Origin of the sequence: Streptomyces atratus, from assembly GCF_900119365.1 — a bacterium.
In the GTDB taxonomy this organism is placed as follows: domain Bacteria; phylum Actinomycetota; class Actinomycetes; order Streptomycetales; family Streptomycetaceae; genus Streptomyces; species Streptomyces atratus_B.
In genome coordinates this window covers 161,436-178,323 of record NZ_FPJO01000002.1, presented here as the reverse complement: position 1 = coordinate 178,323, position 16,888 = coordinate 161,436, and the positions used below count along the sequence as shown (strand labels likewise).

Genomic DNA, 16,888 nt, shown 5'->3' with positions numbered 1-16,888 from the left:
CCGCGTTGTCAGTGCCGTACGGCACCATGGGCTCCATGGCACCCACCAACGACCACCCCGGCGAGCAGGCGGCGGGCGACCCCGTCCGGCTGCTGGAGATCCGCGACACCCCGCTGTCGGTCGACGAGATCTTCCGGGCCGTCGGGGACGACGCCGCGGGCGGCACGGCGCTCTTCGTCGGCACGGTGCGCAACCACGACGGCGGCCAGGACGTCGACGCTCTCGGGTACTCCTGCCATCCCTCGGCGCAGGAGGAGATGCGCCGGGTGGCCGAGAAGGTCGTCGCCGACTTCCCGGTCCGGGCGCTGGCCGCGGTCCACCGGGTGGGTGACCTCCAAGTGGGCGATATCGCCGTGGTCGTCGCCGTCTCCTGCCCGCACCGCGCCGAGGCGTTCGCGGCCTGCCGCAAGCTCATAGACGACCTCAAGCACGAGGTCCCGATCTGGAAGCACCAGCACTTCTCGGACGGCACCGAGGAATGGGTCGGCGCCTGCTGAGCGCAAGCCGGCCAGGAGGCCGTCGGGCCCGATTTGCGTAATCCCACCCCTGCCGTGAGCGTGGGTTCTCCAGACGGTTAATCTGCTGAGCGGTCAGTTGCGGTCGCTCATGGGGTAGGGAGGTCGTAATGGCAGCACTTGCCTGGTTGCTGATTCCGCTTTTCGCTGCGCTCGGCGCTGCGATATGGGGAAGCTGGGCCACCCGTAATCGCACAGCCGGCGATGTCACCGAACTCGCCGGCTATGCCAGGTTCCGTGAGGCGATGGAGAAGTCGCACTCCGGTTCCGATGTCGTCTGACGTTTCATCGCGCGTACGCAGTCGCCAATCCGCATCGCGGTTCCGGCTGCCGACGCCCTCAGGCGCGGCCCGCGCCCGGTTCCCCGCCTCGTACGGACCGGCCCCGGCGGTGCACTTACAGGCCCTTCCCGTACTGTCGTTCCATGCCACGCCGCACCGCGACGATGCTCGCCTCCACCCTGATCCTCATCGCGCTGCTCTGCGCAGGCGTGCTGATCCCTGTGCCGTATGCGGAGATGTCCCCCGGCCCGACCGTGAACACGCTGGGCAAGGTCGGCGGCGAACCCGTCCTGCAGATTTCCGGGCACAAGACGTATCCGACGTCCGGCAACCTCAATATGACGACGGTCAGGGTCACCGGTGCCGACTACAACATGAATCTCGTCGAGTCCGTCTACGGCTGGCTGGCCCACGACAGCGTTGTCGTGCCGCACGACACGCTCTACCCCGACGGCAAGACCGAGCGTGAGTCGACGCAGGAGAACGCCGAGGAGTTCAGCCAGTCCCAGGAGAGCGCCAAGGTCGCCGCGCTGACCGAACTGGGCATCCCGGTGACGTCGCGCGTCGTGGTCTCGACGGTCGTCAAGGGCAGCCCCGCCCAGGGCAAGCTGCACGCGGGCGACGTGATCAAGCAGGTCGACGGCACCCCCGTCAAGCAGCCCGAGGACGTCGCGAAGCTCGTCACCCGCCACGACCCCGGCGAGAAGGTCACGTTCACGGTCATCCCGGCCCGGACGGCCCAGGCCGCCGAGAAGGCCGGCAAGGAGCCCGAGGGCAGCCGGAAGATCGTCATCACCACCGCGAAGGCGCCCAAGGAGAACCGCGCGATCGTCGGCATCCAGGCCGGGACCGACCACACGTTCCCGTTCCGGATCGACATCAAGCTCGCCGACGTCGGCGGCCCGAGCGCCGGTCTGATGTTCTCGCTGGGCATCATCGACAGGCTGACGCCCGGCAAGCTCACCGGCGGCAAGTTCATCGCGGGCACCGGCACGATCGACGACAAGGGCAAGGTCGGCCCGATCGGCGGCATCAACATGAAGCTGGTCGGCGCGCGCAACGCCGGCGCCAGGTACTTCCTGACACCGGACGAGAACTGCAAGGCCGCCGCCTCCGACACTCCGAGCGGACTCACGCTGGTGAAGGTGAAGACGATCGACGACGCGAAGAAGTCGCTGGAGAAGATCCGGGTGGGGGACACGGCCGGGCTGCCGAGCTGCTCGGCAGGCTGACCGCGCCCCCGCGGGGGACGCGACGGGGTCAGGCCTCGAAGGTCGCGGCCAGCGCGTCGGCCAGCCCGGGCACCAGACCGGCGCCGGTCCGCACCTCGCTCGGGGTGTCCTTCGCCCGGAGCCGGACGGCCGACTCACGCGTACCGTCCCGCAGGACCGCCACGGTCATCCGCACCTCCTGGCGCTCCGGGTGCTTGGCGACCCACTTGGTCAGCTGCGCGTCGTCGAGCCCCTCGGGCACCGAGGCCTCGGCGGACGGCGGCAGCATCAGCCGCTCCACCGTCAGCGCGCACCCGATCACCGCGTCGGGCCAGGCGATCGTGGCGAGGAACTCGTCCAGGGCGGTCCCCGGCGGCAGCTCGTCCTGCTCGATGGGGGTCAGTGAGGCGGACGGGGAATCGGCGCTGTCCAGACCGAGCTGGGCGGCGAGGCCGGGCTCCTGGACCCGCAGCTTGGCGGTGTCGACCAGGGCGAAGAGCCGGGCCGGCTGGTCCCAGCCGAGGCCGGAGATGTACTCGTCGATTTCGAGCACCGCGACGGTGAGCGGGCTCGCGGCCATCGGAGGGCCTGAGGGGGAAACGTTGGGCATGGTCGATATCCTGCCTCCTTCCGCCCCGGGAACGGGAACTAGGTAAAGCCTCAGTAAGTTGCATAGATGGGCTCTACGATCGCTGGGCCCGCTTCACACGACCCGCGAACTTCGAGGTGCGCACGTTGGCTTTCCAGATGCCGGACCGCGGCGGAGGCCCGACCGGGCCACGGATCAGAGTCGGCCGCCCGTCCCGGCGTGCCCGTACCCTGCTCATGACACTGGGCGTCCTGGCGGTTCTCGCCATGGCGTTCGTCATGTTCGCCGGGTTCTGGACGGACTGGCTCTGGTACCGGTCGGTCGCGTATTCGTCCGTCTTCACCACCACCCTGTGGACCAAGATCGGCTTGTTCCTGGTCTTCGGCCTGCTGATGGCAGTCGCCGTCGGCCTGAACATCTGGCTCGCGCACCGGCTCCGGCCGCCGCTGAGCGCGATGTCTCTGGAACAGCAGAGCCTGGACCGCTACCGGATGAGCCTCGCCCCGTACAAGAAGTGGGTGCTGCTCGCGATCACCGCGCTCGTCGGGCTGATCGCCGGAGCATCCGCCTCCGGCCAGTGGCGTACCTGGCTGATGTATGTGAACGGCGTGGCGTTCGGGCAGAAGGACCCCCAGTTCCATCTGGACGTGTCCTTCTACGCCTTCGACCTGCCCTGGTACCGCTTCCTGCTGGGCTTCGGCTTCGCGGCCACGGTGCTCTCGCTGATCGCCGCCGCGATGACCCACTATCTGTACGGCGGGCTGCGCGTCACCAGCCCCGGCGCGCGGGCGACCGGCGCGGCCACCGGCCATCTGTCGGTGCTGCTCGGCGTCTTCGTCTCGCTGAAGGCCGTGGCGTACTGGCTCGACCGGTACGGCCTGGCCGTGAAGTCCAGCGACTTCAAGGCCACGGACAACTGGACGGGCCTGCGGTACGTCGACGCCAACGCCTATCTGCCGGCGAAGACCATCCTGTTCTGCATCGCCGCGATCTGCGCCGTGCTGTTCTTCGCGACGCTCTGGCGCCGCACCTGGCAGCTCCCGGTGATCGGCTTCGGCCTGATGGTGCTCTCGGCGATCCTGATCGGCGGGCTGTACCCGGCGATCGTGCAGAAGTTCCAGGTCCAGCCGAACGAGCAGGCCAAGGAAGCCCCGTTCATCCGGAAGAACATCGAAGCGACGCGTGACGCGTACGACATCGACAACGCGCAGGTCGACGACTACTCGGGCAAGAGCACGACGGACGACGACGCCAAGCTGCGCGCCAGCGCGAACGACGCCGCCAGCTACCGGGTGATGGACCCCAACGTCGTCTCCCCGGCCTTCCAGCAGCTCCAGCAGAAGAGGAACTACTACCAGTTCCCCAAGACGCTGGACGTCGACCGCTACAAGGACGCCGCCGGCAAGGACCAGGACACGGTCATCGGTCTGCGCGAGCTCAACCTCGACGGCATCCCCAAGCGCAACTGGATCAACGACCACTTCACCTACACCCACGGCTACGGCGCCATTGCGGCCAAGGGCACGACGACCGGCAAGAACCCGAAGGGTTCCCCGGACTTCACCGAGTCCGGTCTGCCGACGAGCGGCGAGTTCCCCAAGTACGAGCAGCGGATCTACTACGGCGAGAAGACCGAGCAGTACTCCATTGTCGGCGGGCCCCAGAAGGAGCTCGACTACGAGGAGGACGGCGAGAAGACCACCAGCTACCAGGGCGACAGCGGGGTCAGCCTCTCCAACGCCTTCAACCGTGCCGCGTACGCGGTGGCGTTCAGCGAGCCGCAGATCCTCTACTCGGGAGCCATCGGCGACGGTTCGCGGGTTCTCTACAACCGCACGCCCAAGGAGCGCGTCGAGGCGGTCGCCCCGTGGCTGACCATCGACGGCGACGCCTACCCGGCGGTGGTGAACGGCCGCATCCAGTGGGTCGTCGACGCGTACACCACCACCAACGGCTACCCGTACGCCTCGCGCACGACGCTCGGTGACACCACGGCCGACTCGCTGACCACCAACCAGCGCGCGGTCGTCGCCCAGCAGAACCAGGTCAACTACATCCGCAACTCGGTGAAGGCCACCGTCGACGCGTACGACGGCAAGGTCAAGCTCTACGAGTGGGACACCGAGGACCCGGTCCTCAAGACCTGGCGCAAGGCGTTCCCGGGGACCGTGGAGCCCAGGGCGGACATCCCGCAGGAGCTCGTGGACCACCTGCGGTACCCGCAGGACCTGTTCAAGGTGCAGCGCGAACTGCTCACCCGCTACCACGTCACCAACCCCGCGCAGTTCTACAGCGGCAGTGACGCGTGGCAGGTCCCGGACGACCCGACCAACAAGGAGTCCGGTGCCGTCCCGCCGTACTACCTGAGCATAAAGATGCCGGATCAGACGGCTCAGAAGTTCTCGCTGACGACGACGTTCACCCCGAAGGGGCGGCCCGACCTCGGGGCGTTCATGGCGGTGGACGCGGACGCGGCCAGCAAGGACTACGGCACGATAAGGCTGCTGAGAGTCACCACCACGGTGAAGGGTCCCGGTCAGGTACAGAGCGAGCTCAACGGCAACGACGACGTCGCCGAGTTCGTGAGAAACCTGAAGGGAACCGACTCCGACATCGAGTACGGCAACCTGCTGACCGTGCCGCTGGAGGGCGGCTTCCTCTACATCGAGCCGGTGTACACGCGCGGTGGCACGCAGAACTATCCGCTGCTGCGCAAGGTCGCCGCCTCGTACGGGTCGAAGACCGTCTTCGAGAACAGCCTCGGGGAGGCGCTCAACGCGGTCTTCGGGGTGACGGACTCCGGCACGACCCCGCCGGACACCACCAGACCCCCGGGCACCACGGAGCCGCCGGCCACCGGTGACGCGGCGCTGAAGAAGGCGATCGCGGATGCGCAGAAGGCCTACTCGGAGGGCGAAGCGGCCCTGAAGGAGCAGGACTGGGCCGCCTACGGCAAGGCCCAGGCGGATCTGCAGGATGCCTTGCAGCGTGCGGCGGCCGCCCAGCCCAAGTCGGGCAGTGCGAACGGCGCGGGCGGTGCGAAGGACAGCGCGAAGGACGGTGCGAAGGCCACGGACAGCGCGACCGGCTCGGACGAGAAGGGCAAACCGGCCGGCACTGACACCAGTGGCTGAGTAACCCGGTAAAGGCTCACCCCCGCGTCGTGGTACGGTTTCCACACAACGACGCGGGGTGGAGCAGCTCGGTAGCTCGCTGGGCTCATAACCCAGAGGTCGCAGGTTCAAATCCTGTCCCCGCTACTGAAAGACGAAGGCCCGGATCCTTTCGAGGATCCGGGCCTTCGTCGTGCCGTGGCGACTTTCTTGTGCAAGGTGCGTGAAGTGCGGTTCGCGGGGCACGAGTTGGGTCCGGACATGTTTGACTTATCTCTCTGTGGGCATGTCGACAAAACGCTGAAGTGACCTCACTGGCCGCGATATACCAGGTGTACGCGGGTTGCAGGTGGTGCGACGATGGTATTTATGGGGGACAGGGCAACTCTGTTGGAGACAGGGCGGTTTGTGCAACGTCGCGTTGATCGGCCGGACAACGCGATGAATGCGGCTTTTGGTGGTGCTGCCGCGGAGAACAACGAGACCACTGACACACCTGAGACACCCGATATACCTGAGATCATCAAGGCGACCGAGACTGCCGAGACTGCGGGGTGTGCCGCGACCGTCGAGAGCACGGAGTTCACAGAGAGCACGGGAAGCGCTGGGGCCGACGGGAGCACCGGGACCGTAGGGGTCGCGGCGCCTTCCAGGAGTGCCGAGAGCGAGGAGAGCGCCGAGAGCGAGGCGCGTCACCGTCGCGCCGCCGACGCCGGGGACACCGCATCGATGAGTGTCCTCGGCGCCCTGCTGCTGCGCCAGGGCGACCTGGACGGCGCCGAACCCTACCTGCGCGGGGCCACCGCGGACGGCGACCGGGCCGCGGCCAACAACCTGGGCGTCCTCCTCCACCAGCGCGGATACGTCGACGACGCGGCCGGCTGGTGGCGCATCGCCGCCGTCGCGGGCTCCGCAGCCGCCGCGCACGCGCTGGGCCGCCACTACCGCGAGCGCGGCGACGAGCCCGGTGCCGAGTACTGGCTGCGGCAGTCCGCCGAGCAGGGCCATGCACTGGGCGCGTACGCCCTCGCCGACCTGCTGGAACACCGCAGCGACGTCGGCGCGGAACGCTGGCTGCGGGCCGCCGCCGAGCAGGGGCACCGGGAAGCCGCGTACCGCCTCGCGCGGATGCTGGACCGCAACGCCGGCGACGACCCGCACGACGCCTTCGGCCGCCCGGGGCTGGGCCCCGGCGCGGGCGAGCGGCCCGGTGCGCCCGGCCGTTCCGTGGTGCGCAGGGACGACGGCCCGGTGGCGGGCCCGGCGACCGGGCGCGTGGGCGAGGCCGAGCAGTGGTACCGGCAGGCCGCCGCGCGTGGCCACCGGCGGGCCGCCCTGCACCTCGGTGCCATCCTCGAACAGCGCGGCGAGCCCAAGGAGGCCGGCCGCTGGTACCTCATCTCCGCGAAGGCGGGCGAGGCGCGGGCCGCCTGCGCGCTCGGCTTCCTGCTGCGTGATGCGGGCGACGAGGAGAGCGCCGCCGTGTGGTGGCTGCGCGCCGCCCAGGACGGCGACGGCAACGCCGCCAACGCCCTGGGCGCCCTGCACGCGGCCAGGGGCGAGCAGCAGACCGCCGAACGCTGGTACCGCGCCGCCATGGACGCGGGCGATGTCAACGGCGCCTACAACCTCGGCCTGCTCTGCGCGGCCCAGGACCGTACGCCGCAGGCCGAGCAGTGGTACCGCCACGCCGCGTACGCCGGCCACCGCGAGGCGGCCAACGCGCTGGCCGTGCTCCTGCTCCAGGCGGGCGACGCGACCGGCGCCGAGCCCTGGTTCTCCAAGGCGGCCGAGGCGGGCAGCGTCGACGCGGCCTTCAACCTCGGCATCCTGTACGCCGGGCGCGACGAGGACCGTGCGGCACTGGTCTGGTACGAGCGTGCCGCGGCGGCCGGCCACACCGAGGCCGCCCTCCAGGTCGGCATGGCCCTGCTGCACCGGGGCGAGGAGCAGGAGGCGGAGCGCCATCTGCGCTGCGCGGCGGGCGGCGGCAGCGCGGAGGCCGCCTTCCGGCTGGCCGGGGTGCTGGACTCGCGGCAGCCGCCGCCCGGCCCGCCCGCCCTCGGCGAGCCGATGCCGGAGAAGACCGAGTGCGAGGAGTGGTACGAGCGGGCCGCCGAGCAGGGGCACCGCCGCGCCCAGGTGCGGGTCGGGATGCTCGCGGCCGCCCGGGGCGACGTGGACAGCGCCGCCCGCTGGTACCGCGAGGCCGCCGAGTCGGGCAGCCGCAACGGCGCCTTCAACCTCGGGCTGCTGCTCGCCCGCGAGGGAAGCGAGCGCGAGGCCGCGCTGTGGTGGAGCCGGGCCGCGAACGACGGGCACGGGAGGGCCGCCCTGCGCCTCGCCCTGCTGGCCGCCCGCCGCGGCGAGCTCACCGAGGGGCAGCGCTGGTGTGCCCGGGCGGTGGAGCTGGGCCCGGCGGAGGTGGCGGAGCGGGCGGCCCGGCTGCGGGAGGCCCTGCACCAGGAGCTGACCGCGTAGGGCCCATAGGGCCGCGCAGGGGTGGATGGGGCTGCGTGGGGCCATGTATGGCCGCGCGCGGCCCGCCCGCTCGGGGAGCCGGAACGGATTTGCGCTGGTCGGCAGCGGTGACGTACAGTTCTAAACACAACGACGCGGGGTGGAGCAGCTCGGTAGCTCGCTGGGCTCATAACCCAGAGGTCGCAGGTTCAAATCCTGTCCCCGCTACTGAAGACAGAAGGCCGGATCCTTTTGAGGATCCGGCCTTCTGTGCATGCGCTGCGTGTGAGTCAGAGCTTGTGTCCCACCGCCTCCGAGTACATTGCCCGGTCGACGGCCTTCGTTTCCGGTACCGAGGTGCCCCTCGACACTCCCGAGTCGGCGTACGCCTCCTGCAGCCGGTCCGTCGTGCCCTTCCGTATCTCCCAGTCCATCCGCATCGACGGGGTCGACCGCAGCGTGGCCTCGTCGGTCTTCATCAGCTTCGCCAGCTCGGTGACGAAGCCGGGATCGGACTTGTAGTCGCCGGCGAAGTAGGTGTTCACGGTCCGGATGTAGGCGCGGAGGAAAGCGACCCCCGCGTCCGGGTCCTTGTTCAGGAGCGTCGGGCCGAAGAGCAGGCCGCCGAGCGGTTCACCGACGGGCTGGCCTCCCAGGAACGCGTACCTCTTGTCGCCGTCCACCTTGCGCCAGATCGGGTCGAGCAGCCAGGCGGAGTCCACGCCGCCGTTCTGCAGCGCGGTCAGCACATCCGCGGAACCGAGCTGCTGGAAACTGATCCTGTCGAGGCCGCCGCCGTGCTTCTTCAGGGAGGTGTCCATCGGGTACGCGATGACCGAACCCTTGCCGATCATGGTGCCCAGCTTCCGGCCCGCCATCTCGACGTGATCGGCGCTCTCGCCGTCCTTGAGACGCACCCACAGGCCGCTCTTCGAGGTGGGGTCGGGGGAGAAGTTCCCCGCGACCCACTTGATGTCGAAGCCGCCGTTGATGCCGTTCATCACGGCTGCCTCGGGAGCCGCCCACTGGGCGTCCACATCGCCCTTGGCGAGCAGCGGCAGGGCGTCCGGGGTGGGCAGCACTTTCAGTTCGACGTCCAGCCCCTCCTTCGCGAACTCGCCCTTCGCCACCGCGACCTGGAGCGGAGCGACGTACTCCGCGCTCAGGGTGCCGGTGGCGACGGTGATCTCCCGTCTCTTCGCCAGGGGCTGGGCCGCCGGGGCGCCCTTGTCGCAGCGGGCCGCCTTCCGGGCGGGGTCGAGTTCGGCCGGGTCGGTCCAGCTGCCGGCGCCACAGCCCGCGACGGGCCTGACGGTGCGCGGCGCGGCAGCGGCAGCGTCGCCGCCGGAGTCGGGCCCGGCGCAGCCCGCCGCGCCGAGCAGGGATGCCGTGACGAGCACGACGGTGCAGGTGAAGGGGGTGTGTGTACGCACAGTGCCTCCGTACGAAGAGCGTGGGGAGCTGTTCAGGAACGGCCGGGGCCGCGGTCGCGCGGGGCCCACGGCGTGAGCAGCCGCCCGGCGATCCGCACCACTTCGGAGAAGACGACACCGAGGACCGCCACACACACGATGCCGACGAACATCACGTCGTTCTGGAACAGCGCCCGGGAGTCGAAGATCAGATGGCCGAGACCATCGGCCGCGGCAATCTGCTCGGAGGCCACGATGACGAGCACGGCCACTCCTGCCGCGATCCGTGCCCCGACCAGGACCGCGGGCAGCGACGCGGGCAGCAGCACATGGCGGAACATCTGCCAGGTCGAGGCGCCGAAGACCTGACCGGCATCACGGTGGCCGGCCGGGACGGCGAGCACGGCCGCCATGGTGGAGATCCAGACGAAGAAGAAGACGGTCGCGGCGACCAGGGCGATCTGCGGGCCTTCACCGAGGCCGAACATATTGAGGAAGACCGGCAGCAGGGCCAGCTTCGGTACGACGTACAGGGCGTCGAGCAACGGCTCCAGCGCCGCCCGTACGAGGGAGAGAGAGCCCATCAGCAGGCCGAGCGCGTATCCCGCGACGGTGCCGATCGCATAGCCGCCGAGGACCCGCTTGAGCGTGGCCCATACGTCCGGCCACAGCTCACCGGCGCCCGCCCGGTCCCAGCCGTCCGCCAGGATGGTGGAGGGGGCGGGGTAGACCCGGGCGTCGATCCAGGACTGTGCGGCGGCCAGCTGCCAGAGCAGCACGAGGAGCAGCGGTACGGCGACGGCGAGCGCGATCTCCAGGGCGCGGCGCCTGCGGTGGGTGCGTGCCGGATGCAGCTCCTGCGGGCCCGGTCTGCGGACCAGGACGCCCTCGTCGGGCTTCGTGGCGTTCACGGTGACGGTCATGCCGGGACCGCCTCCCTGTGCACCTCGCCACGCAGAAGTTCCCACAACTCGCTCTTCAACGTGGTGAATTCGGGTGCCGACCGGACCGTGCCGGTGCGTGGCCGGCCGAACGGCGGGCGGCGCTCGGCGATGATCCGCCCCGGTCTGGCGGACATCACCAGCACCCTGTCCCCGAGCACGATCGCCTCTTCGAGGCTGTGGGTGATGAAGAGGGTGGTGGTACGGGTGGTCTGGGTGAGGTCGAGCAGTTCGTCCTGAAGGATGGTGCGCAGCTGGGCGTCGAGCGCCGCGAACGGCTCGTCCATCAGCAGTATCTCGGGTTCGACGGCGAGGGCGCGGGCGATCGCGACCCGTTGCCGCATTCCGCCGGAGAGGGCGGCCGGATACGCCCCCGCGAAGTCGGAGAGTCCCATCCGGGCCAGCCAGTCGCGCGCCCTGGCGTCGGCCTCCTTGCGTGGTACGCGCTGGATGTCCAGGCCGAACCGGACGTTGGCGAGCACGGTCTTCCAGTCGTAGATGCCGTAGTCCTGGAAGATCATCGCCGCCGGACGGGACGCGGCCGTACGGATGGACAGCTCGCCGGAGCTGGGGCGGAGCAGTCCGGCGGCGATCCTGAGCAGGGTGGACTTGCCGCAGCCGGACGGGCCGACGACGCAGGTGAACTCGCCCGGTGCGACGGAGAGATCGAGCGGGCCGAGGGCGGGCAGGGCCTTGGCGCCGCGTCCGAACGAGCGGGTGAGCGCGTCGGCGCGGAGTTTGGGACTGGTGGCTGCGGTGGCGGGTGGGGTCGGGTGCGGATCTCCCACGGGTCTCTCCTCGCGCGTATCGAGGTGCGGATCCGCCGCGGGGCGGACGTGATCGCCGCAGACGATATGACTACCCGTCAGATTCGGGAAGGGGGTGCGCAGGTGCCGGTGGCGGGGCGGGGTGTTGTCCGCTGCGGGGATTCACGCGGAAGGCCCCGGTGCGGATGATGCTCGCACCGGGGCCCTCGTCGTTCGAATCAGCTTGTCGCCGCGCAGTTGGGGCAGATACCTCGGTAGGTGACCTCGACATCGGACACCGTGAAGCCGAAGCGTTCGTCGCTCGGCAGGTCCGCCATCGGGTCGCCGGCCGGGTGCACGTCACGGATCGTGCCGCAGACCGCGCAGACGAGGTGGTGATGGGGACGGTGTGCGTTCGGGTCGTAGCGCTTGGCGCGGCGGTCCGTGGAGACCTCGATGACCTCGCCGAGCGACACCATCTCGCCCAGCGTGTTGTAGACGGTGGCGCGGGAGATCTCGGGCAGCTTGGCCACGGCTCGCGCGTGGACCTCGTCGGCCGTCAGGTGCACATGGTCCCCGTCGAGGACCTCGGCCACGACGCGTCGCTGCGCAGTCATGCGCCAGCCGCGTCCGCGAAGTCGTTCCAACAGGTCACTCATGGAAACAAGCCTAACAGTGAAGGGACCAGGTCCCGAACGGGTGTGACTTTGGATGTTCACTTGACTTGGACTTAGTCCATTGTAGGATCGGCACCGGCATACGCCAAGGGACAGGCTGTGCAGGACAAGACGAATGTGCAGGAACGACGCAGGAGGCGCACGTGACGCAGGGACCGCTCACCACGGAGGCCGGCGCGCCGGTCGCCGACAACCAGAACAGCCAGACCGCGGGCGTCGGCGGTCCCGTCCTGGTGCAGGACCAGTCGCTGCTGGAGAAGCTCGCGCACTTCAACCGCGAGCGCATCCCGGAGCGCATCGTGCACGCCCGCGGCGCCGGCGCGTACGGCACGTTCACGCTGACCCGCGATGTCTCGCAGTGGACCCGGGCGAAGTTCCTCTCCGAGGTCGGCAAGCAGACCGAGACCTTCCTGCGCTTCTCGACCGTGGCCGGCAACCTCGGCTCGGCCGACGCGGTGCGCGACCCCCGCGGTTTCGCGCTGAAGTTCTACACCGAGGAGGGCAACTACGACCTCGTCGGCAACAACACCCCGGTGTTCTTCATCAAGGACGCCATCAAGTTCCCGGACTTCATCCACACCCAGAAGCGCGACCCGTACACCGGCTCGCAGGAGGCGGACAACGTCTGGGACTTCTGGGGTCTGTCGCCCGAGTCCACCCACCAGGTGACCTGGCTCTTCGGCGACCGGGGCATCCCGGCCACGCTGCGCCACATGAACGGCTACGGCTCGCACACCTACCAGTGGAGCAACGAGGCCGGCGAGGTCTTCTGGGTCAAGTACCACTTCAAGACCGACCAGGGCATCAAGAACCTGACCCAGGACGAGGCCAACAAGCTCGCCGGTGAGGACCCGGACAGCCATCAGCGCGATCTGCGCGAGGCGATCGAGCGCGGCGACTTCCCGTCCTGGACGGTGCAGGTCCAGATCATGCCGGCGGCCGAGGCGGCCACGTACCGCTTCAACCCGTTCGACCTCACCAAGGTGTGGCCGCACGCGGACTACCCGCCGACCGAGATCGGGAAGCTGGAGCTCAACCGCAACCCGGAGAACATCTTCGCCGAGGTCGAGCAGTCGATCTTCAGCCCCGCGCACTTCGTGCCGGGCATCGGTCCGTCCCCCGACAAGATGCTCCAGGGCCGCCTCTTCGCCTACGGCGATGCCCACCGCTACCGCGTCGGCATCAACGCCGACCACCTGCCGGTGAACCGTCCGCACGCCACCGAGGCGCGCACCAACAGCCGGGACGGCTACCTGTACGACGGCCGCCACAAGGGCGCGAAGAACTACGAGCCGAACAGCTTCGGCGGTCCGGCCCAGACCGACCGCCCGCTGTGGGAGGCCACCACCATCTCCGGTGAGGTCGCCACGCACGTGGCCCCGAGCCACGCCGAGGACAACGACTTCGTGCAGGCCGGAAACCTCTACCGGCTCTACTCCGAGGACGAGAAGGCCCGGCTGATCGGCAACCTCGCCGGGTTCATCGCCAAGGTGTCGCGCGACGACATCGCCGAGCGCGCGATCAACAACTTCCGCCAGGCGGACGGCGACTTCGGCAAGCGTCTGGAGGCCGCGGTCCAGGCCCTTCGCGGCTGATCCGGACGACTGTCGTCGGCGGTGGGCCGGTCTCCCCTCCGGGGGAGACCGGCCCACCGGTCGTTCACCTGGGGCTCAGCCGATGAGCTCCGCGTGGTGGCGGCGCCTGGTGGGCGCCCAGCAGCGCAGGATGTCGCGGACGGAGACGATGCCCACGGGCCCGTGGTCGTCCAGCACGATCAGGTGCCGGAACCCGCCGTGTGTCATGGCCTCCGCGGCCTCGGCCAGGGTCCAGGTGGGCGCGGCGAAGACCACGTCGGTGGTGGTGTGGGTGGCTGCGGTCTCGACATCCGGGTCCTGGCCGGAGCCGACCGCGTTGAGTATGTCGCGTTCGGTGAGGATGCCGAGCCCGCTGTTGTCCTTGTCGAGGACGACCGCGGCCCCGATGTGGCGGACCGACATAAGCCGGGCGGCCTGGCGGAGCGTATGGGCGGGCCCGATGGTGAGGACCAGTGTGCTCATGGCGTCTCGGACGAGCATGAAGGGAGCCACCTCCTTGGCGAAAGGGCGCGTGAGCCGATTCACAAATTCACAAGCGGGGGGACTCCCAGAGTTGCACCGATGTGTGGACGGAACAAGAGGGGCGAACCGCCCGAAGGGTGTGCGCCGGTGCGCGACGCCCTTCGGTGACGGGGGTACGGCCGGGTGGGCCGGTTCAGTGGCGCCGGTTCAGTAACGCTGGTTCAGATAACCGAGCAGCTCGTGGTGGAGCAGCCCGTTCGAGGCCGCGGCGTTGCCGCCGCCCGGACCGGAGACCCCGTCCAGGCTGGTGAACCTCCCGCCCGCCTCCTGGACGATGATCGCGTTGGCGGCCATGTCCCAGAGCGAGAGCTCCGGCTCCGCGCAGATGTCCACCGAACCCTCGGCGACCATCATGTACGGCCAGAAGTCCCCGTACCCACGCGTGCGCCAGCAGGCCCTGGTCAGATCCAGGAACCCGTCGAGCCGGCCCTGCTCCTCCCAGCCGCTCAGCGACGCGTACGCGAACGAGGAGTCCGCGATCCGCTCCACCTTCGACACCTGCAGCCGGGTCGCGGAGGTCAGGCTGCGGCCGGAGAACGCGCCCGCCCCCTTCGCCGCCCACCAGCGCCGGTTCAGCGCGGGCGCGGAGACCACGCCGACCACCGGCTGGAAGCCGTCCTCCCCGGCCTCCATCAGTGAGATCAGCGTCGCCCAGACCGGCACGCCGCGTACGTAGTTCTTGGTGCCGTCGATCGGGTCGACGACCCAGCGCCGGGGGCCGGTGCCCTCGATCCCGAATTCCTCGCCCAGAATCGCGTCGCGCGGGCGGGCCCGATGGAGATGGCCGCGGATCAGTTCCTCGGCGGCCTTGTCGGCCTCGCTCACCGGCGTCATGTCCGGCTTGGTCTCGACCTTGAGATCGAGAGCCTTGAACCGGTCCATCGTCGCCGCGTCGGCGGCGTCCGCCAGCACATGGGCAAGGCGCAGATCATCGTGGTAATCGGGCATGCCGTCACAGTATCGACCGCAGGTGAACAGGGCCACAGGACCCCGGGGCCGCGCGGACCGTTGACAGTCCCCGGCTGGCCGCCACCGCCGACTGGACCGTCCGGGCCGTGCGTACGAACGCGCTGGTCAGGGCCTTGCTCACCGGATGCTGGAGCGAACGGTTACCTCGCCCCGCACCCTGCGGCCGGGGGCGCGTCCCCGGTGCCCGGCCGGCGCCGCGCCGATCCCGGGCCGCCGACCCCCACCGAGCTGCTCCGCCGGGCCGGTGAACGCGCGATGGCCGCCCTCGACGGGGAAGGCCGGCCGCGCGACCCGGAGACCCTGGCCGTGACCTGCGAGATCGCGCTGCGGCTCGCCCTGAGCTACGCGCTGGTGCCCGCACCCGAGGCGGAAGGAGAGGCGGCACCACTGGTGCGCCTCGTGGCGGGGCGGACGGCGGACGCGGTCAGTGGGACGAGCCCGAGAGCTGGAGCCCGATCACCCCGATGATCACCAGGGAGATCGAGATCAGCTTGAGGGTGGAGACCACGTCGTCGAGGAAGACCATGCCGTAGATCGCGGTGCCCGCCGCACCGATGCCCGTCCACACCGCGTAGGCGGGTCCCACGTCGAGCTTCTTCAGCGACATCGTCAGCAGGCCGAAGGAGCCGAGCGCGAAGACGCAGAACGCGATGGTCGGCCAGAGCCGGGTGAAGCCGTGCGAGAGTTTCAGACAGACGGCGAAGCCGGTCTCCAGAAGTCCTGCGACCACGACCAGCAGCCACGCCATCGTCAGTGCCCTCCCACGTCGGTGACCGCCTTGCCACACTGAGTGTGATTATGCATTTACCTGCGACGGTAGATCGCAAACGTGCCCCGGTCAGTCGCCTTCGCGCCGCTCCCGCGTGGACAGCAGCCGGTGCAGCGAGTCCAGCCGGGCCGGATCGGCCTGGCCGTCCGCCACCCAGGCGACCAGGGCGCATTCCGGTTCATTGCTGTCGTGGGTGCAGCCGCGCGGGCAGTCCTCGGTGCCGGGCTCCAGGTCGGGGAAGGCGTGGATCACCCGGGACGGGTCGATGTGGTTGAGTCCGAAGGAGCGGACACCGGGGGTGTCGATCACCCAGCCGCGGTAGTCCGGCAGCGGCAGCGCCAGCGCCGATGTGGTGGTGTGCCGGCCCCGGCCGGTGACGGCGTTGACCACTCCCGTCGTACGCCGCCGGTCCTTCGGCACCAGCGCGTTGACCAGCGTGGTCTTGCCGACACCGGAGTGCCCGACGAAGGCGGTGACCCGGTCGTGCAGCTGCTCGCGGACCCGCTCGGCCGCGTCGCCGTTCTCCAGCTCCTCGCGGCTGGTCACGATGAACGGGACGCCCAGCGGGGTGTACGCCTCCAGCAGCTTGTCCGGGGAGGCCAGATCCGACTTGGTGAGGACCAGGAGCGGGGAGAGCCCGCCGTCGTACGCGGCGACCAGACAGCGGTCGATCATCCGCGGCCGGGGTTCCGGATCGGCCAGCGCGGTGACGATCGCCAGCTGGTCGGCGTTGGCGACGACCACCCGCTCGAACGGATCGTCGTCGTCCGCGGTCCGGCGCAGCACCGAGCGGCGCTCACCGATGCGGACGATGCGGGCGAGGGTGTCCTTGTCACCGGAGAGATCACCGACGAGGGAGACGGTGTCGCCCACGACGGCGGCCTTCCGGCCCAGCTCACGGGCCTTCATCGCCATGACCGTACGACCGTCGACGAGACAGGTGAGACGGCCCCGGTCGACGGTGAGGACCATGCCCTCCTCGGCGTCCTCGTGCTTCGGGCGGGTATGCGTGCGAGGCCGGTTGCCCTTCGGGTTGGGGCGGACCCGGATGTCGTCCTCGTCGGGGTTCTTGCCGTAGCGGCGCATGT

At 69.8% G+C, this 16,888-nt stretch carries 16 protein-coding genes and 2 tRNA genes; 9 read left to right on the top strand and 9 right to left on the bottom strand.

Annotated elements, in window-relative coordinates; genetic code table 11:
• Nucleotides 1-35 precede the first annotated feature (35 nt).
• The 3 genes from BT364_RS04935 to BT364_RS04930 all read left to right on the top strand — a co-directional run bounded on the left by BT364_RS04935 (nt 36) and on the right by BT364_RS04930 (nt 2,028).
• On the top strand, nt 36-497 hold the full coding sequence (locus BT364_RS04935; protein WP_072484181.1) for a molybdenum cofactor biosynthesis protein MoaE: 462 nt from the start codon (nt 36-38) through the stop codon (nt 495-497).
• A gap of 128 nt (nt 498-625) precedes the next feature.
• Nucleotides 626-796: a hypothetical protein gene (locus tag BT364_RS41335; protein ID WP_177328022.1), complete on the top strand. Its 171-nt coding sequence runs from the start codon at nt 626-628 to the stop codon at nt 794-796.
• Between the two features lie 143 nt (nt 797-939).
• A complete protein-coding gene (locus BT364_RS04930) occupies nt 940-2,028 on the top strand; it encodes a YlbL family protein (RefSeq protein ID WP_072483847.1) in 1,089 nt (362 codons plus the stop codon).
• 28 nt (nt 2,029-2,056) lie between these two features.
• Here BT364_RS04930 and BT364_RS04925 read toward each other — a convergent pair whose 3' ends face one another.
• Nucleotides 2,057-2,617, bottom strand: coding sequence for a PPA1309 family protein (locus tag BT364_RS04925; protein WP_256259591.1), 561 nt, complete (start codon nt 2,615-2,617; stop codon nt 2,057-2,059).
• Between the two features lie 137 nt (nt 2,618-2,754).
• Here BT364_RS04925 and BT364_RS04920 point away from each other — a divergent pair, with 137 nt between their 5' ends.
• The 4 genes from BT364_RS04920 (at nt 2,755) to BT364_RS04905 (ending at nt 8,397) form a co-directional block, all read left to right on the top strand.
• Nucleotides 2,755-5,730: a UPF0182 family membrane protein gene (locus tag BT364_RS04920; RefSeq protein WP_107408170.1), complete on the top strand. Its 2,976-nt coding sequence runs from the start codon at nt 2,755-2,757 to the stop codon at nt 5,728-5,730.
• Between the two features lie 52 nt (nt 5,731-5,782).
• A tRNA-Met gene (locus tag BT364_RS04915) sits at nt 5,783-5,856 on the top strand.
• 213 nt (nt 5,857-6,069) lie between these two features.
• Nucleotides 6,070-8,190, top strand: a complete 2,121-nt coding sequence (locus BT364_RS04910; RefSeq protein ID WP_177328021.1) for a tetratricopeptide repeat protein — start codon at nt 6,070-6,072, stop codon at nt 8,188-8,190.
• Between the two features lie 133 nt (nt 8,191-8,323).
• Nucleotides 8,324-8,397 (top strand) — tRNA-Met (locus BT364_RS04905).
• Nucleotides 8,398-8,459: 62 nt separating this feature from the next.
• Here BT364_RS04905 and BT364_RS04900 read toward each other — a convergent pair.
• The 4 genes from BT364_RS04900 to BT364_RS04885 form a co-directional block, all read right to left on the bottom strand.
• Nucleotides 8,460-9,602, bottom strand: coding sequence for an ABC transporter substrate-binding protein (locus BT364_RS04900; protein WP_072483844.1), 1,143 nt, complete (start codon nt 9,600-9,602; stop codon nt 8,460-8,462).
• Nucleotides 9,603-9,634: 32 nt separating this feature from the next.
• Entirely contained in the window at nt 9,635-10,504 is an 870-nt protein-coding gene (locus tag BT364_RS04895; protein ID WP_072483843.1) for an ABC transporter permease, read from the bottom strand.
• A complete protein-coding gene (locus BT364_RS04890; protein WP_072483842.1) occupies nt 10,501-11,310 on the bottom strand; it encodes an ABC transporter ATP-binding protein in 810 nt (269 codons plus the stop codon). The genes BT364_RS04895 and BT364_RS04890 overlap by 4 nt, the downstream gene beginning before the upstream one ends.
• Nucleotides 11,311-11,507: 197 nt before the next feature.
• Nucleotides 11,508-11,927, bottom strand: coding sequence for a Fur family transcriptional regulator (locus BT364_RS04885; protein WP_072483841.1), 420 nt, complete (start codon nt 11,925-11,927; stop codon nt 11,508-11,510).
• Between the two features lie 161 nt (nt 11,928-12,088).
• On the opposite strand from BT364_RS04885, the gene BT364_RS04880 reads away from it, so the two are divergent.
• The gene (locus tag BT364_RS04880; RefSeq protein ID WP_072483840.1) at nt 12,089-13,540 is read left to right on the top strand and encodes a catalase; all 1,452 of its coding nucleotides are present in this window, start codon (nt 12,089-12,091) and stop codon (nt 13,538-13,540) included.
• 75 nt (nt 13,541-13,615) lie between these two features.
• Here the strand turns inward: BT364_RS04880 and BT364_RS04875 are convergent, their stop codons facing one another.
• Together BT364_RS04875 and hisN are read right to left on the bottom strand one after the other, a co-directional pair.
• The gene (locus tag BT364_RS04875; RefSeq protein ID WP_072483839.1) at nt 13,616-14,020 is read right to left on the bottom strand and encodes a CBS domain-containing protein; all 405 of its coding nucleotides are present in this window, start codon (nt 14,018-14,020) and stop codon (nt 13,616-13,618) included.
• 189 nt (nt 14,021-14,209) lie between these two features.
• Nucleotides 14,210-15,010, bottom strand: a complete 801-nt coding sequence (gene hisN, locus BT364_RS04870) for a histidinol-phosphatase (RefSeq protein ID WP_072483838.1) — start codon at nt 15,008-15,010, stop codon at nt 14,210-14,212.
• Nucleotides 15,011-15,211: 201 nt separating this feature from the next.
• Between hisN and BT364_RS40870 the strand changes: the two genes are divergently transcribed.
• On the top strand, nt 15,212-15,499 hold the full coding sequence (locus BT364_RS40870; protein WP_143166449.1) for a hypothetical protein: 288 nt from the start codon (nt 15,212-15,214) through the stop codon (nt 15,497-15,499).
• Here the strand turns inward: BT364_RS40870 and BT364_RS04865 are convergent.
• The gene (locus BT364_RS04865) at nt 15,456-15,779 is read right to left on the bottom strand and encodes a DMT family transporter (protein ID WP_072483837.1); all 324 of its coding nucleotides are present in this window, start codon (nt 15,777-15,779) and stop codon (nt 15,456-15,458) included. The two genes, BT364_RS40870 and BT364_RS04865, sit on opposite strands and share 44 nt — an antisense overlap.
• Nucleotides 15,780-15,869: 90 nt before the next feature.
• Nucleotides 15,870-16,886 carry a ribosome small subunit-dependent GTPase A gene (rsgA, locus tag BT364_RS04860; RefSeq protein WP_072483836.1) on the bottom strand — a complete coding sequence of 339 codons (1,017 nt, stop codon included), beginning with the start codon at nt 16,884-16,886 and terminating at the stop codon, nt 15,870-15,872.
• Nucleotides 16,887-16,888 lie beyond the last annotated feature (2 nt).

Bases quoted from the DNA above. Each gene is read 5' to 3' on its own strand.
- BT364_RS04935 (WP_072484181.1), top strand. From the start codon at position 36: ATGGCACCCACCAACGACCACCCCGGCGAGCAGGCGGCGGGCGACCCC.
- BT364_RS41335 (WP_177328022.1), top strand. From the start codon at position 626: ATGGCAGCACTTGCCTGGTTGCTGATTCCGCTTTTCGCTGCGCTCGGC.
- BT364_RS04930 (WP_072483847.1), top strand. From the start codon at position 940: ATGCCACGCCGCACCGCGACGATGCTCGCCTCCACCCTGATCCTCATC.
- BT364_RS04925 (WP_256259591.1), bottom strand. From the start codon at position 2,617: ATGCCCAACGTTTCCCCCTCAGGCCCTCCGATGGCCGCGAGCCCGCTC.
- BT364_RS04920 (WP_107408170.1), top strand. From the start codon at position 2,755: ATGCCGGACCGCGGCGGAGGCCCGACCGGGCCACGGATCAGAGTCGGC.
- BT364_RS04910 (WP_177328021.1), top strand. From the start codon at position 6,070: ATGGTATTTATGGGGGACAGGGCAACTCTGTTGGAGACAGGGCGGTTT.
- BT364_RS04895 (WP_072483843.1), bottom strand. From the start codon at position 10,504: ATGACCGTCACCGTGAACGCCACGAAGCCCGACGAGGGCGTCCTGGTC.
- BT364_RS04885 (WP_072483841.1), bottom strand. From the start codon at position 11,927: ATGAGTGACCTGTTGGAACGACTTCGCGGACGCGGCTGGCGCATGACT.
- BT364_RS04875 (WP_072483839.1), bottom strand. From the start codon at position 14,020: ATGCTCGTCCGAGACGCCATGAGCACACTGGTCCTCACCATCGGGCCC.
- hisN (WP_072483838.1), bottom strand. From the start codon at position 15,010: ATGCCCGATTACCACGATGATCTGCGCCTTGCCCATGTGCTGGCGGAC.
- BT364_RS04865 (WP_072483837.1), bottom strand. From the start codon at position 15,779: ATGGCGTGGCTGCTGGTCGTGGTCGCAGGACTTCTGGAGACCGGCTTC.
- rsgA (WP_072483836.1), bottom strand. From the start codon at position 16,886: ATGCGCCGCTACGGCAAGAACCCCGACGAGGACGACATCCGGGTCCGC.